13 protein-coding genes are annotated in these 13,920 nt (G+C 44.1%); 4 read left to right on the forward strand and 9 right to left on the reverse strand.

Features of this window, described 5'->3' with window-relative positions:
- Window positions 1–14: 14 nt before the first annotated feature.
- The 9 genes from BLS58_RS06050 to allB form a co-directional block, all read right to left on the reverse strand.
- Window positions 15–911: an oxamate carbamoyltransferase subunit AllH family protein gene (locus BLS58_RS06050; RefSeq protein WP_090397013.1), complete on the reverse strand. Its 897-nt coding sequence runs from the start codon at window positions 909–911 to the stop codon at window positions 15–17.
- A complete protein-coding gene (locus BLS58_RS17810) occupies window positions 904–2,172 on the reverse strand; it encodes a YlbE family protein (RefSeq protein WP_218126162.1) in 1,269 nt (422 codons plus the stop codon). The genes BLS58_RS06050 and BLS58_RS17810 overlap by 8 nt, the downstream gene beginning before the upstream one ends.
- Window positions 2,173–2,199: 27 nt before the next feature.
- Window positions 2,200–3,930, reverse strand: a complete 1,731-nt coding sequence (gene fdrA / locus BLS58_RS17815) for an acyl-CoA synthetase FdrA (protein ID WP_218126163.1) — start codon at window positions 3,928–3,930, stop codon at window positions 2,200–2,202.
- A gap of 249 nt (window positions 3,931–4,179) precedes the next feature.
- Entirely contained in the window at window positions 4,180–4,944 is a 765-nt protein-coding gene (allE, locus tag BLS58_RS06060; RefSeq protein WP_090397016.1) for a (S)-ureidoglycine aminohydrolase, read from the reverse strand.
- A gap of 1 nt (window position 4,945) precedes the next feature.
- Window positions 4,946–6,268 (reverse strand): allantoate deiminase, encoded by a 1,323-nt coding sequence (gene allC / locus BLS58_RS06065; RefSeq protein ID WP_090397018.1) that lies wholly within the window; start codon window positions 6,266–6,268, stop codon window positions 4,946–4,948.
- 29 nt (window positions 6,269–6,297) lie between these two features.
- Window positions 6,298–7,125: a sugar phosphate isomerase/epimerase family protein gene (locus BLS58_RS06070; protein WP_090397020.1), complete on the reverse strand. Its 828-nt coding sequence runs from the start codon at window positions 7,123–7,125 to the stop codon at window positions 6,298–6,300.
- A gap of 41 nt (window positions 7,126–7,166) precedes the next feature.
- The gene (locus BLS58_RS06075; protein WP_281240993.1) at window positions 7,167–8,405 is read right to left on the reverse strand and encodes a pyridoxal-phosphate-dependent aminotransferase family protein; all 1,239 of its coding nucleotides are present in this window, start codon (window positions 8,403–8,405) and stop codon (window positions 7,167–7,169) included.
- Between the two features lie 204 nt (window positions 8,406–8,609).
- Window positions 8,610–9,128: a thiol peroxidase gene (gene tpx, locus BLS58_RS06080; protein WP_090397023.1), complete on the reverse strand. Its 519-nt coding sequence runs from the start codon at window positions 9,126–9,128 to the stop codon at window positions 8,610–8,612.
- Window positions 9,129–9,180: 52 nt separating this feature from the next.
- Window positions 9,181–10,536 carry an allantoinase AllB gene (gene allB, locus BLS58_RS06085; RefSeq protein WP_090397024.1) on the reverse strand — a complete coding sequence of 452 codons (1,356 nt, stop codon included), beginning with the start codon at window positions 10,534–10,536 and terminating at the stop codon, window positions 9,181–9,183.
- Window positions 10,537–10,926: 390 nt separating this feature from the next.
- Between allB and uraD the strand changes: the two genes are divergently transcribed.
- From uraD to BLS58_RS06105, 4 genes are all read left to right on the forward strand, one after another.
- Window positions 10,927–11,430, forward strand: coding sequence for a 2-oxo-4-hydroxy-4-carboxy-5-ureidoimidazoline decarboxylase (uraD, locus tag BLS58_RS17955; protein ID WP_090397068.1), 504 nt, complete (start codon window positions 10,927–10,929; stop codon window positions 11,428–11,430).
- 15 nt (window positions 11,431–11,445) lie between these two features.
- Window positions 11,446–12,441, forward strand: coding sequence for a factor-independent urate hydroxylase (pucL, locus tag BLS58_RS17470; RefSeq protein ID WP_245723068.1), 996 nt, complete (start codon window positions 11,446–11,448; stop codon window positions 12,439–12,441).
- Window positions 12,441–12,800, forward strand: coding sequence for a hydroxyisourate hydrolase (gene uraH / locus BLS58_RS06100; RefSeq protein WP_090397026.1), 360 nt, complete (start codon window positions 12,441–12,443; stop codon window positions 12,798–12,800). Before pucL ends, uraH begins: the two co-directional genes overlap by 1 nt.
- Window positions 12,801–12,905: 105 nt before the next feature.
- Window positions 12,906–13,589 carry a solute carrier family 23 protein gene (locus BLS58_RS06105; protein WP_090397028.1) on the forward strand — a complete coding sequence of 228 codons (684 nt, stop codon included), beginning with the start codon at window positions 12,906–12,908 and terminating at the stop codon, window positions 13,587–13,589.
- The last annotated feature ends 331 nt before the right edge of the window (window positions 13,590–13,920 follow it).

Raw genomic sequence — 13,920 nt, forward strand, 5'->3', positions numbered from 1 at the left:
AAGTTCTCACTCCTTCACTTCAATCCTTTGGCTCCAATCAAAATACCGATGAGTGTGTCTGTTCCCGACGTGTGTCCGACCGCTTTCATTTCTTGCGCCGCTTCCAAAGGGGTGTATGTTTGCTCGTTAACAAAGCTTTTGCATATATTAATCACATGAGAGTGATATTTTTTATCTGTGGCATACCACAAATATTCGTAGCCAATCTCTGTCGTCCGAGCGTGCCCCTTATCCAACAGATACGATTTCAACTGTCGTAAAAAAACCGGATTGGAACGACCAAGACCGTCCATGGCTGCGCACATGCCGACGAGCAAATCATCACCACTCGGTGTTAAGCCCTGCCCTCTTCCAATCCAGTAGTTAAAAACGCCTTCTGAACCGGTTGTTTGTCTTCCGAATGCTAATGCTTCCAATTCCTGCAACTTTTCTGTCATTAAATCGCTGTTGTGGACTGTACAAGATTGACATCGGTCTTTTAGCAACCTTTTGATATCTGTTTCAATAAATCCGGTGTGCCAGTCTTCCTCAAGTATGTTAGAGAATATACAATCTACATTCTCGTCAACGGTTTGAAGGTCATAGGGATAAACATCTAGCGTATGGTCAGTGACATCCACTTGATTCATCGATAGGCGAACTCTGTCGGAAAAAATTAGTTGGTTAGCTTGGTATCGAACAAGCTCTCCGATCCTTACATTCCACAACAGACGCTCGATGTCCGCTCGTTCAGCCCCTATGCCGAAAGGCGCCAACCCTTCGGCCAAGTGACCGACGTGAACGAGCCGATCACCGAATTGTAGGTTAAGGCTATTGGCAAATAGACTATGCACCTTTCCGGACGGCCAGCTTTCAACGACCCGGGAAATATCAGCGCTTGCCACAAGGGCGAGCATGTTACTATCATTCATCAGCCGAAACGCCGTACCTTTCAGCAAGTGCTTCTAATGCTTTTTCAAAACATGCAATCGGGACTCTAACCGTCCCTGCCCCTACTTGGCCAATGCCGGCTTTTTTGTGCGCCATTCCTGTATTAATCACTGGCGTAATTCCCGTTTCTATAACTTTGCGAATGTCGATGCCGAGCGGTGCCCCTTGAAAATCCCAAGAAGGAATCGGAAAATTTGGGTGATGATCGATACATATTTCCTGCATTTCTTCTGTCGTTGCCACCGCATCATCAAGTCCACCCGCACCGACGAACCGCATCACGGCCGGGGCTGCGATTACAGCCATGCCTCCAACACCAAACGCCTCCAAAATCGCGCTGTCACCCATATCCGGGTTGGCATCTTCGGAAGAATACCCGCTAAAATACAAACCGTCGGGGGTGTTAACCGGCGCTGTAAACCATTGATCCCCTAATCCACTTACTTTAATGCCAAATTCATAACCGTTACGACTTAAAGCTGTGATGACGCTTCCTTCTTCCACCGTGCGAGCTGCGTCCATTACCGCTTTGCATGACGCCATCATAATATTAAGGAAAAATTGGTCAGTATCAGCTAAAAATTGTGTAACCTCTTGCAATTCTTTATCTGAAAGGTCAATGGTTAACAAGTACGGCACAATTTCTTTTAAAAACAACGCAGATGCCGCGATGTTCCGTTGATGAAATTCATCGCCCATAGATAATGCTTTAGCGGCAATAACATTGACATTCATCCCTCCATCGATCTGTTGGAGAGCCTGGGATAATGCCGGACGCAGCACAGCGTCCATCCATTTCAACCGATGGACAACTTCGTCATTGTAAGCGCCAAAACGCAGCACCTTGCCAATACCTTCATTCAAATTGCAATACGCACGGTTTCCATCTGTTTGATTCTCGACAACGAGCACCGGCATATTCGCGGAAGTAATGCCACCCATTGGTCCAACAGCATCAACGGAATGACACGGGATAAATTCGACTTCGCCTTCCGCGAGCATTTTTTCTGCTTGTTCGTTGGCATCCGCCCATCCTTCAAACAAAACAGCACCAATGCAGGACCCTTGCATCGGGTGTGTCATATCATTCCATGCCAGTGGAGGTCCAGCATGTAATAACGCTTTTGTGTTTAATTCGGCAATAACATCTTTAGCGGGTTTAACATCGATTAAAAATGGCTGAGCGTCTTTTATTAAGCTAATCACCGTTTCATTTGCTTCAGCAATCGTCTGCTCACTCATGTTTCATTCCCCCCCTTGACATCTTGTTTATTTCAGGTTCCCCAATAATGTCGCTAATCGTCGATTACCCCCTGCCACCGGTGACCAGTTAAATTGAATCACATCTCCGTTTTGTTCATGAACGGTTACTGCAAAATTTTGTAAACCGATATTGATAATGCGTGGTTTTTCTGAAATCAGTTCGTCCGCGGGTGTGCGATCCGTAGTGATCGCCGTTTTTTCTTTATCCTGTGTCAGATTTGTCTCTATGGTTTGCATAATTTTAATTGCCAAGTGCGATGCGGCAGCATTGCTTCTCTTTACGATCGCCCCGGCTTCTACTAATTTTTCGACTTGTTCTTCATACCCTTGTGGATCTGCGTTGGTCCCTGTAACAGACGCTATAAAAACAACAGCTCTTCCTTGGTTTTCAGCCTTGCGTTTCTCTTCTTTTATAGCTTGTGCAAATACACCACCCATATCGTCATGTCCACCATACCCGATGACATTATCCAATAGCACAATGGCTGTATCAGGGTCGCGAGCAGCCTCCCTCATTTTTTCAAGTCGTAACGTCGGATCGATCATCGGGTGTGGACGATTTTTCGTATAAGCGTCATCGCCTAAGTCGATGATTTCACTACCGCCATGATAAAACATGACACCATTTGAGTGGTTGCCGTCATCTTCAAGGCCATAGGTTTCACGCAAAAGCATCGCTGTCTCCAAAGCCAATGTCCCTCCGCAGTAATAACCTCGCAGATGACGTTGGTTTGGCTGACGTCTCACTTTATGAATCTCAGGTGTCATGTCGTTTAAATTCTCATCGCTGGAAGTCTGTTTTGCTAGTTCAACAGCCTTAAAAGCTGCCTGTTCCAAAGTCCCTGTATATTGGACATTGTCGTGGTCTTTCCCAGGTTTTTCTCCCATAAAAACAGCGACTACCGGTTTGCCTAATCCTGTAAACCGTTCTACGACTGAATGACGCACTTCAGGTGCGGGCGGCTTGGAAACATAGACGAGCACTTCCGTATTTGGATCTCGGGCAAGCAAGCTCAAACTTTCAATCGTTGTTATTGCCCCTACTTCAGAAGACAAATCCCTTCCGCCGGTTCCGATCGCGTGAGTTAACCCTGCACCGTTCCGGGAAATGATGCTCGTAATTTCCTGAATACCTGTCCCCGAAGCGCCAACGACACCAATATTTCCTTGCTCGACCACATTTGCAAATGCAATCGGAATGTCACCGAAAATACCTGTGCCGCAGTCAGGCCCCATAACGATCAGACCGCGTTCGCGGGCTTTTTGCTTTAATCGTACTTCATCCTCGATGTCTACATTATCACTAAATATAAAAACGTTTAGTCCTTGATCGAGGGCTTTTTCCGTTTCTTCTGACACATATTCCCCCGAGATAGATATCACTGCCAAATTGGCATTCGGTAATTTCTTCATCGCAGTATCCCAGGTGCGCGCCTGGGGTATTATATTTTTTTTCGATTGCGACACTTGGTTTTTAAGATAGTCATCGATCTCGGCAAGGATTTCCACTTTGACGTTCTTATTGTCAACGTCCATGACGATACAAAGATCGTTCGGACTTGCCGCTTCAAGGTCTTCTGTATACAAACCGGCATCGTTAAAAATATCTTTATTTGCCGGCGTTCCCATCATTACAGATATTTGATTAAGGTCGGACCTGGTGCTTAATTGATTCGTCAACAGCATTAAGTTCACCGAATCCTTATATAAATTTTTCTTAATGACTGTATAAAGCATAGTTTCCTCTCCCACCTTTCGTGGTAGAATTCCATCTTTCCGTTCATAATTTTTATAAATTACAGGTCAAATCAACCTATGATCGGTGTCTACATTGCACACAATAGCAACTTTTTCGTAACTATCTATAATGTAATGGTTTTTTCATTGCATTTCATTGTTTAATAAGGATAAAAAATGCATCATTTTTTGTTCAATTTATCAATAAAAAAGCTCCCTCGTTGCAAGGGAACTTTGCTTAAAATTTTTTTACAATTTAGCATCGCGGTTACAATCTTTGGAGTACACATAAGAAAATGGCTCTCTCCCTACGGCATAGCACGCTTGCTGGACATATGGGCCGAACCAAATATAATCATCTTTTTTAACAGGAATCCATTCATTATCCAAGTTATACATCCCTTCACCTGTTAACAAGAAAGCGCCATGCTCCTGCACATGTGTTTCAATAAACGGGTGGCTTCCTGCCGGGTCAAACGTTAAAATATGAAAGTTCATATCAAAAACGAGATCCGTCGGCAATAGATCTTTCAAGCGGACATTTTCCATGTCTTGATAGATCTCACCTTTTATTTCATTTGCATGTCCAGAGACGACCCACGGCTCGCTATAAGCATCAAGCGGTTCATATTTTTGCTTGTAAAGTGCCAAACGCGCATCTTCACTTTGCATATTCTCTAAATACATCCTTTTACCCGGGGGACAATACATGTAGCCGCTTTCAGTTAGCGTGAACGTCTCATCGTCCGTATAAGCTTTTATTTTCCCCTCTATCACATAAACAAATGTCTCCACGCCTTCATCTCCGAAACCTTGCGTATTTTTTCCTCCTTCGTGCATGGTGACTTTGTAGTCAACGAAACTCGCTCCCAGTTTCGGAGAAGCTAGAATAGAAATTTCACTGTTTTCAAATCCCGGAATGATATTGTTTACAAGCCCTTGCGGCGGAATAAGCGCGAACTTTCCCGGTTTTATTATGGCCCGACTAGAGAGTAAATCTGATGGGTAACTCATTTTAAACCTCGCTTTCCTTGCCTATAGTCGTGGTTTCGTTCATTTTCGGAATACCCTTTTTGTTTAACGACAATTCATTTTCGTACCCTAGTTCGTAAAGGGCGCCTGTCAAAGCTTTTATGCCTTCAGCCAAATCTTTCGGCTCCGTATATTCCTGTGGGTTATGACTAATGCCATCTCGACTTGGAACGAAAAGCATAGCTGTTGGTATATCTTGTGCAAAAACTTGGGCATCATGACCTGCACCGCTATGCATGAGCTTATATGTCAACTGCTGTTTGTCGCATTGTTGTTTAATAATATCGACGATAGCCGGATCCATCGGCACCGGAGGTTCATCCATCCACATGTCTATATCGATCTCTACGCCAATATGATCTGCAACGGTTTGTAAGTTTTCTGTCATATTTTCAGTGAAACTTTGTAATTCCTCTCCATTGATATGCCTTGCATCAATCGAGAACATAACCTTTCCCGGCACAACATTGACAGTACCTGGTTGTGCCTGGATCTCTCCGACAGTGGCCACGAGTGGGTCACCATATGACAACGCCAGATCATTAATGCCGTGGATCATACGGGCCGCTGCATTCATCGCATCTCTACGATAACCCATTGGGGTTGTCCCGGCGTGATTCGCTTGCCCGGTAACCTCAACATTGTATCGGCGTTGACCGACGATATGCTGGACGATGCCGATCGGAATTTCTTCAGTTTCCAATACATTGCCTTGCTCAATATGCAATTCGATAAATGCCTTTAGGTCATCACGTGCGGTTTCCCGGGGTTTTTTAAACCTGAAACCCACTTTACTCATCGCTTCTTCAAATGATTCACCATTGGCGTCTTTTATCTGTTTTACATCCTCAGGATTGGCTTGACCGGCGATATTTTTAGACCCCCACATAATATAAGGGAATCGGCTCCCCTCTTCTTCGGCCATAGAAACGATTTCAATGTTTCGAAGAGGTTGTCCATATGTCTGTTGTAAGTGTTTTAGAGCGAAAAATCCGGCAAGTATACCTAGCTGTCCGTCATACAAACCACCGTTTTTCACGGTATCGATATGAGAACCGGTTAAAATCGTCTCATTCATATAATCAGAACCATTGAGTCGGGCAAACAAATTTCCGACTTCATCAAATTCGGTATGAAAACCTTCCTCTTCAAACATTTTTTTTAATGCGAGTTGTGCATCCAGCCATGTTTCACTGTATAAAAGTCTTGTAATCCCGCCGTTTTCACTGTCTTTGCCAAATTGAGCGAGCCAATTAATTTTTTCCAAGAGGTCTTGTTCCCATTGGCTTTCATGTTCGACATTCACTTTTACCACTCCTTTGTTGTGAGCCGCGCTTAAGAGGGTTGTCCGGATAGCTCACAAATGATTGATAGATCAGCACTCGCCTTCTGTACGAGCCGTTTTTGACTGTGAAAACTCGCGTACGGCGGGGTGGCTATAAGGTATCCTGTGTACGGAATCGTTGCTAAAGCTTTCATCATTTCCGGCCAATTGATGTTTCCGTCGAATGTGTTTACAAAATCCTTGACCGATGGCTTATAATCTTTAACATGCATGGCCACGATCCGATCGCCCAATAGGGAAATGAAATGTTCCGGATGTCCTGTAACCATTGCATTTCCGTTGTCAAAATAAGCCTGGACGGAAGGGTGGTTAATGTCTTTCAGGAAACGGGTGAATTCCAACGGGCTTGGCAAAAACTTATTGCTAACATTCTCGATGGCGATCGTCACCCCTGAAGCTGCCGCTTCTTCTCCCAAGCGATACAATGAATCTTTCGAGCGCTCATAAGCATCTTCATACGGTTCTTCAGAGGTGATTACACCGGGTACGGCTTGAACGATTGGTACTTCCATCTCCGCTGCTAATCGTATCATCCGCGAGGCAATGTCTTCCCCTTGATTGCGTATTACACGGTCACCGGAAGCAAGCGAATACACGTTAAATAATCCTGTAGATAATGACGGAATGTCAACCCTATACGCTTTCGCTCGCCGGACGATATATCTTGCCTCAGATGGTGACGTTTGGAGCGTTAATTCTCCTTCATCTTCCCGGACATTTAGTTCAACCCCTGAAAACCCAGCTTCACCAGCCTCTTTCAGAAAGGTTTCCGTGCTCCATTCAGGAATGAAAACAGCATCACTGAGCCCCTTTTTCATGATGTCCCCCCCCTAATAGTTACTGATAAATGTGATAATCTTTATGATTTAACAGCTGTTATTTCCTCGGCGGCATAGACCCCCAAGGCGGCTTGTACAGCCTCGCCGCGATTTACCGTTACACCATGTTGAATCATAACCGCCTCAAACGCCCCAAGCGTATGGAGGATATTAGTTTTACGGCAACTGTTCCCCATATTTCCGATCCTCATTACTTTCCCCTTAAAAGGGCCGAAGGAGCCAGCGATTTCAATTCCGAATTCGTTCAACAACGTAGAACGAACACTTGCTTCGTCCACGCCTTCAGGCGCATTGATCAAGGTAACGACCGGCATTTTATGTTCGCCGTTCCCCCGTAATTCGACACCCATGGCTTCAAGGCCGGCGACCAGTGCTTTGCCATGTAATTGATGACGCTTGATGCGTGCTTCCAGGCCTTCTTCCTGAATGATGCGCAGTCCTTCACGCAAGCCGTACAGCATTGAAGTTGCCAACGTATGGTGATTGAGCCGATTGCCTGACGTCCAATAATCCTGAATTTGACTCAAATCCAAATAATTGCTTTGAATTCGACGGCTGTTTTCCGAATCAGGGGATAGTCCACGCTCGATTTTTTTACGCTCCAATAAAATCTTTTCAATCCGATCATTGTAAGTAATCGGTGCCATACCGGATGGAACGGCAAGACATTTCTGCGTTCCAGTTATCGCGGCATCAATGCTCCATTCATCTGTTTTAAATTCAACCCCACCAATTGTCGCGACACCATCAACAACAAACAAACTGTCGTTTTCCCGACAAAAGGCACCGATTTCTTTTAACGGTTGCATCTGCCCGGTAGATGTTTCGCCGTGAACAATTGCTACAACTTTCGGATTGATCGCTTTCATTTCCGCTTTGACTTCCTCGGGATCGAACACTTTGCCCCACTCTTTTTCCATCGTATGCACCTCGGCATCGCAACGACTCGCAATTTCAGCGATCAGATACCCGAAACGTCCATAAATCGGCACGAGCACTTTATCTCCGGGCTCAATGATACTGCACAAGACCGCTTCAATGCCGGACCTGGATGTCCCGTTAATCGGGAATGCCCGGCGATTATCCGTACGGAATAAGTAGCGGAGCAGATCAACCGTTTCATCCATAAGATTTAAGAATTCCGGATCAAATTGGCCAATCACCGGTGTTGATAAAGCCCGAAGGACACGTGGATCGGCTTCTACCGGTCCCGGCGTCATAATCGTACGTAAGGGTGTTGTCAAATCGGTATAAGTCACGATGAAATCTCCCTTCTGAAATAGGTTCATTCAAATAACGATTCACCTTCTCATTTTTAATATATAAACTTTTTTGTCTAAAGTCATTGTTAAAATAAGCTGAAAAATGTTGCATTTATTGTTTATTTTATATAATTCCGCATAAAAGTGTCCGATCAAAAAAAGATCCGAGTCCCACGGATCTTCGATTAAGCGTTCACTTTATCACAGCTCGGCTTTCACAGCTTTCAGGGCCGCGTCGTAATCAGGATAATGTGTCATTTCCGGAACATATTCTGCGTATGTCACAATATCGTCAGCGTTGACAACAAACACAGCCCGGCATTCTAAACGTTTCTCTTTAATGCATGTACCATACGCTTTCCCGAAAGACATTTCCCGATGATCAGACAACGTCAATACACGATCAATGTCTTTTGCCCCACACCACCTTTTTTGCGCAAACGGCAAATCCGCACTGATCGTAAGTACCTCGACTTCACTACCGAAGGCTGATGCTTCCTCATTGAAACGACGAGTTTCCTGATCACACGTTGGAGTATCCAATGACGGCACCGTTGTTATCAGGCGAATTTTGCCCTTTGTGTCTGAAAGTGTATGTTCCGATTGATCTGTCATTAGAACAGTAAAATTAGGCGCTTGATCCCCGGATCGAATTTCAGACCCAATGAGCGTCACCGGGTTCCCCTTCATCGTTACAGCATTTTCACGTTCTTGCAACATATTAACGCCTCCCTTTTTCATGGTTCGCAATTGTCTTGACGCGTGTTCACGTTCACGGAGACAACAACTTCCCTCTCGGCTGCCCGGCAATGCCTTCTTCAATATCATATATCACATGTCCCCGAAGAATCGTTTTCGTGACACGACAACCTATCGTTCTCCCGGTATACACGCTAAATTTATTTTTATAATAAAGGTCTTTTTCATGAAGCGTGTAAGATTGATTTGGATCAAGCAAAAGGATATCTGCATCTTTGGACACTGCGATTTCGCCTTTGTTCGGAATTTGAAATCGCTCGGCCGGGACGCCGGCAATCAACGCTGCAAATCGCTCGATTGGCATTTCCCGCTGCTTAACGGCTAAATCAAACATAATGTCTACATTGTTTTGGCAGCCGCTAATCCCTCCCCATGCCTCAAACATATCCTTTCCTTCTTTTAAATCCGGCGTACAGGGAGAATGATCGGACGTCAGCCAGTCGATCTTCCCGTCGAGCAATGCTTTCCATAATTTTTCTTGCTCTTCTGCCTCTCTTAACGGCGGCGAACATTTAGCTTTCGAGCCAATTTCAGCAAGGTCATCAGCATTAAGTGCAAAATAATGCGTGCAAGATTCAAGCGTTACATCCACGCCATCCCAACGCGCGTTCAAAATTGCGTCAACGGCATCGGCACTACTAATATGAACAAAGTGCAATCGACACCCCGTCTCTTTAGCAAACAACAAAGCGCGTTGAACAGCTTCTACCTCTGTAATAACCGGACGTGATTCCACATAGTCCCTAGCGGCCGTTTTCCCCTGGCGAACTTTTTCTTCCGCGAGTTTATCGGTAACAGAGAGATTTTCGGCGTGGATACATAGAATTTGATCTAATTCCGCTAAATGTTTCATCCCTTCATAGAGCGTGTAATCATCAACGTTTGTGAAATCTCCTTCGATGCCTGAACCGCACGAGGCGATAAAACATTTAAAAGCAAAAACACCCGCGTCAGTTAACTCCTTTAAATCGACTATGTTGCCCGGAACAAGCCCACCGTAAAAGCCATAATCGACGTAGTTTTGGTTTTTGGCAGCTTCTCTTTTAAGCTCCAAGGCCTCGTGATTAGTGGTTGAGGGCAGGGCATTTAGGGGCATCTCCACATAACTCGTAGTGCCACCGGCCGCGAGTGCGCTTGAACCCGTTTCAAATCCTTCCCACTCCGTACGTCCAGGTTCCGAGATATGAACGTGGGTATCGATCATTCCGGGGAGCACATATTGGCCGGAAGCATCAATGACCTCTTCTGATTGGTCTTCAATATGTTCAGCAATACACGATATTTTTTCATCTTTTATTCCGATATCTACACGATGGACACCATTGCCGAAAACGACATGACCCCCTTTAATGACTACATCATAAGCCACCTGTCTTTTCTCCTTTCTACATGCCGAATAAAACCTTTCTTATGTATCTTTACATTATCTATTAAATCGATCAAAATCATTATATCATTTAACTAAAATTTATAAATATCTTTGTTCAAAATGTTTGGTTTTTTTGGCTATCAAATGTTCTAATACCTTTAGTTTTTTCGCGCATCATTACAAGTTTATAGTCATTTTTGACAATATAAATTATAATATTTAGCTAATGATAATAATGACACACTCATTTGGTAGCGCTATCATAATGGATATATTTATATATTAGTGTGTATCTTTTTAAGGAGGTGACGGGAACCATCGTAACATAACTGCAAAACAAGCAAATCTGATGATAGTATCTCAATGAAAGCTAGAAAGGTCAGGTTTACGATGACGAAACAAACCCTTAAAGACATTAACGAAATGTCACGTAAAAATTTCATCGGTATTCTCGGTAAGATTTACGAGCATTCCCCTTGGGTCGCCGAACGCTCCTTAAACTCACGTCCGTTTGCATCATTGGATGATCTACACGAAACGATGAAGCAAACAGTCCAATTAGCAAATAAGGAGGAAAAACTTGCGCTATTGCGTGCTCACCCAGATTTAGCCGGGCGAGTGGAACTGACAACATCCTCACAAAAAGAGCAATCCGGGGCGGATTTGGATCAACTTTCTCAAGAGGAGTATGAAAATTTTCTTGCATTGAATCGCAGATACACCGAAAAGTTCGATTTCCCGTTCATTATGGCTGTAAAAGGGCACTCCAAGGACAGTATTTATCACTCGATGATGGAAAGAGTTGAAAACGATTACGACAGGGAATATGAAACAGCTCTAAATGAGATCTACAAAATTGCGCGTTTTCGTTTAGAAGATGCCATTAAATCCTAAAGGAGAGGATCAAAAATGAGAACAGTAGAAGAAAAAGTCATGTTCATTGATGAAGAAAAAAGCGCGGACGACAGAGTGATGTATTACGGCAAAGGGGATGTATTTGTTTTTCGCACATACGCTACCCCGCTTACAAATATTACCAATGTTCCTGAATCGGATTTTACAGGACGGGAGAATGTTATCTTCGGTATGAACATTCAAGTTTCTTTCCGAGGAGAAAAGTTTTTGCCTTCTTTTACAGAGGGAGATAACAGTATGATCATCGCTACAGACTCGATGAAAAATTTCATCTTGGCGCATGCTGCCAAATATGAAGGCGCTACCATGGAAGGGTTTCTGCAATTTGTAGCAGAACGTTTCCTTGACAAATATGATCACATTGAAGCGGTAGAATTGAGCAGTGACGAGATTCCTTATGACACCGTAAAAATTCATGACGGTTCCAGCATCGTTGAAAGCGACCTTGTCTACAATTGCTCACGGAATGAATATAGCACGGCTTCCGTTGAAGTAACGCGAACGAATGAAGGTTATAAGCTCACAAAACAAACCGGAGGTATATCTGATTTACACCTCATTAAAGTGAGCGGCAGTTCTTTTTATGGCTATATTCAAGATGAATATACGCAGCTCCCGGAAACGAATGATCGCCCTTTATTCATCTTTTTGGACCTAAGCTGGATCTATCAAGATATGAGAGATGGCACAGGAGACAACCCGGAACGTTACGTTGCTGCAGAGCAAGTGCGAGATATTGCAGTTACCGTATTTCATGAACTATACAATAATTCCATTCAACACCTTATTAACGAGATCGGGTTACGTGTGCTTCAAAGATTCCCACAATTGGATCAAATCCGTTTCAAAACGAACAATCGCACTTGGGAACCAGTCATTCAAGACATTGAAGGTTCTAAAGGCCAGGTTCATACCGAACCCCGACCTCCATATGGCTTCCAAGGATTTACCGTGACGAGAAAAGATCTTGAAAATAAGGGGAATAAATAATGGCCGGACACTTAACAACCCATGTGTTGGATATTTCCGCGAGTATTCCGGCACAGGGATTGACGATTGAGTTGTGGCGCCTGAGCTCCACGAGTGACCGAACGCATGTGAAAACCGTGGTGACCAATGACGATGGCCGAGTGGACAACCCCCTTTTAGCGGATAACGATATGCAACAGGGAACCTACGAACTTGTCTTTCACGTCGGTGATTATTTCAAAAGGCGTAACGTGACGAGTGATCATCCGCCTTTCTTAAATGATGTGCCTGTACGTTTCAATGTTGCGGACAGCGACGCTCATTATCATGTCCCTTTATTAGTTGCTCCCGGTGGCTACAGTACGTATAGAGGGAGCTAGTGGAAAGAGAGTCTGCGGTCAGGAGATTATCTTTTTGATATTAAAGAGATGATCTCCAAATAACTTCCAGACATCCATCGTTTTTGCATATAAAGGAGTGTTTCAATGGAACAAAATAATTTAGGCCCTGGCAAGCTATCCGCCTTAGGACTTCAGCATGTTGCTGTTATGTACGGTGGCGCTGTTGCTGTGCCTTTAATCATCGGTCCAGCCATCGGATTAACTCAAGAACAATTAATTTATTTAATTGCTTATGATATTTTGGCTTGTGGTATAGCCACTTTAATCCAAGTTATCGGCAACAAACATATCGGCATTCGTCTGCCTGTGCTCATGGCCGTTTCGTTCGTTGTCGTTCAGCCCGCGATTGCGATCGGAGAAGTTCACAGTTTAACCGGTATATTTGGAGCGGTTATTGTCGCCGGTATTTTAGTGACGATACTGGCGCAATTTGCTGATAAAATTATCCCGTATTTTCCTCCACTCGTCACCGGAGCCGTCATCTTAATTATCGGGGTTTCCTTGATGCCCGTGGCCATGGATAATGCCGCAGGGGGGGTTGATGCAACCGGAAGTGATTATGGATCTTTGGAAAATTTGGCACTAGCAGGATTTACGTTGTTACTTTTTCTTTGTCTCAACCATTTTTTCACAGGTTTTATGAAAGCGGTTGCGTTGTTGTTTTCCATGATTATCGGGTCTTTTATCGCTGTTTTCTTCGGAATGGTTGATTTCACCATACTCAGGGAAGCTGACTGGATCTTGATTCCACAACCTCCCTCTTTGTAATTAGATATTCTTCCATATGCTCTTGATTTCTCAGATTTTCATGCCATTAGGATCTACCAGCACCAGAGTGCGCTTCTCACTTGATGAATATATTTCAATTGAAGGAATGATATTCCATTAAGGAGTCCGTCCTCTCATCCAACCCCTAGGGGTTGGAAAAAATTAGGATAACTGTGCGCTTGCATTCGCCCACTTCATACATGGTCGCTTAACCTCCCATATATCCCTGGATGGTGATGATCCACACATTCCTTCGTCCGGCGTATCCATGTGGTGGGGGCGGCTATGCTTTCTTACTGGGTCCAAGCCCGAAAGGAGGAAATAAACGCCG

This window comes from Natribacillus halophilus (genome assembly GCF_900100185.1).
GTDB classification, from domain to species: domain Bacteria; phylum Bacillota; class Bacilli; order Bacillales; family Marinococcaceae; genus Natribacillus; species Natribacillus halophilus.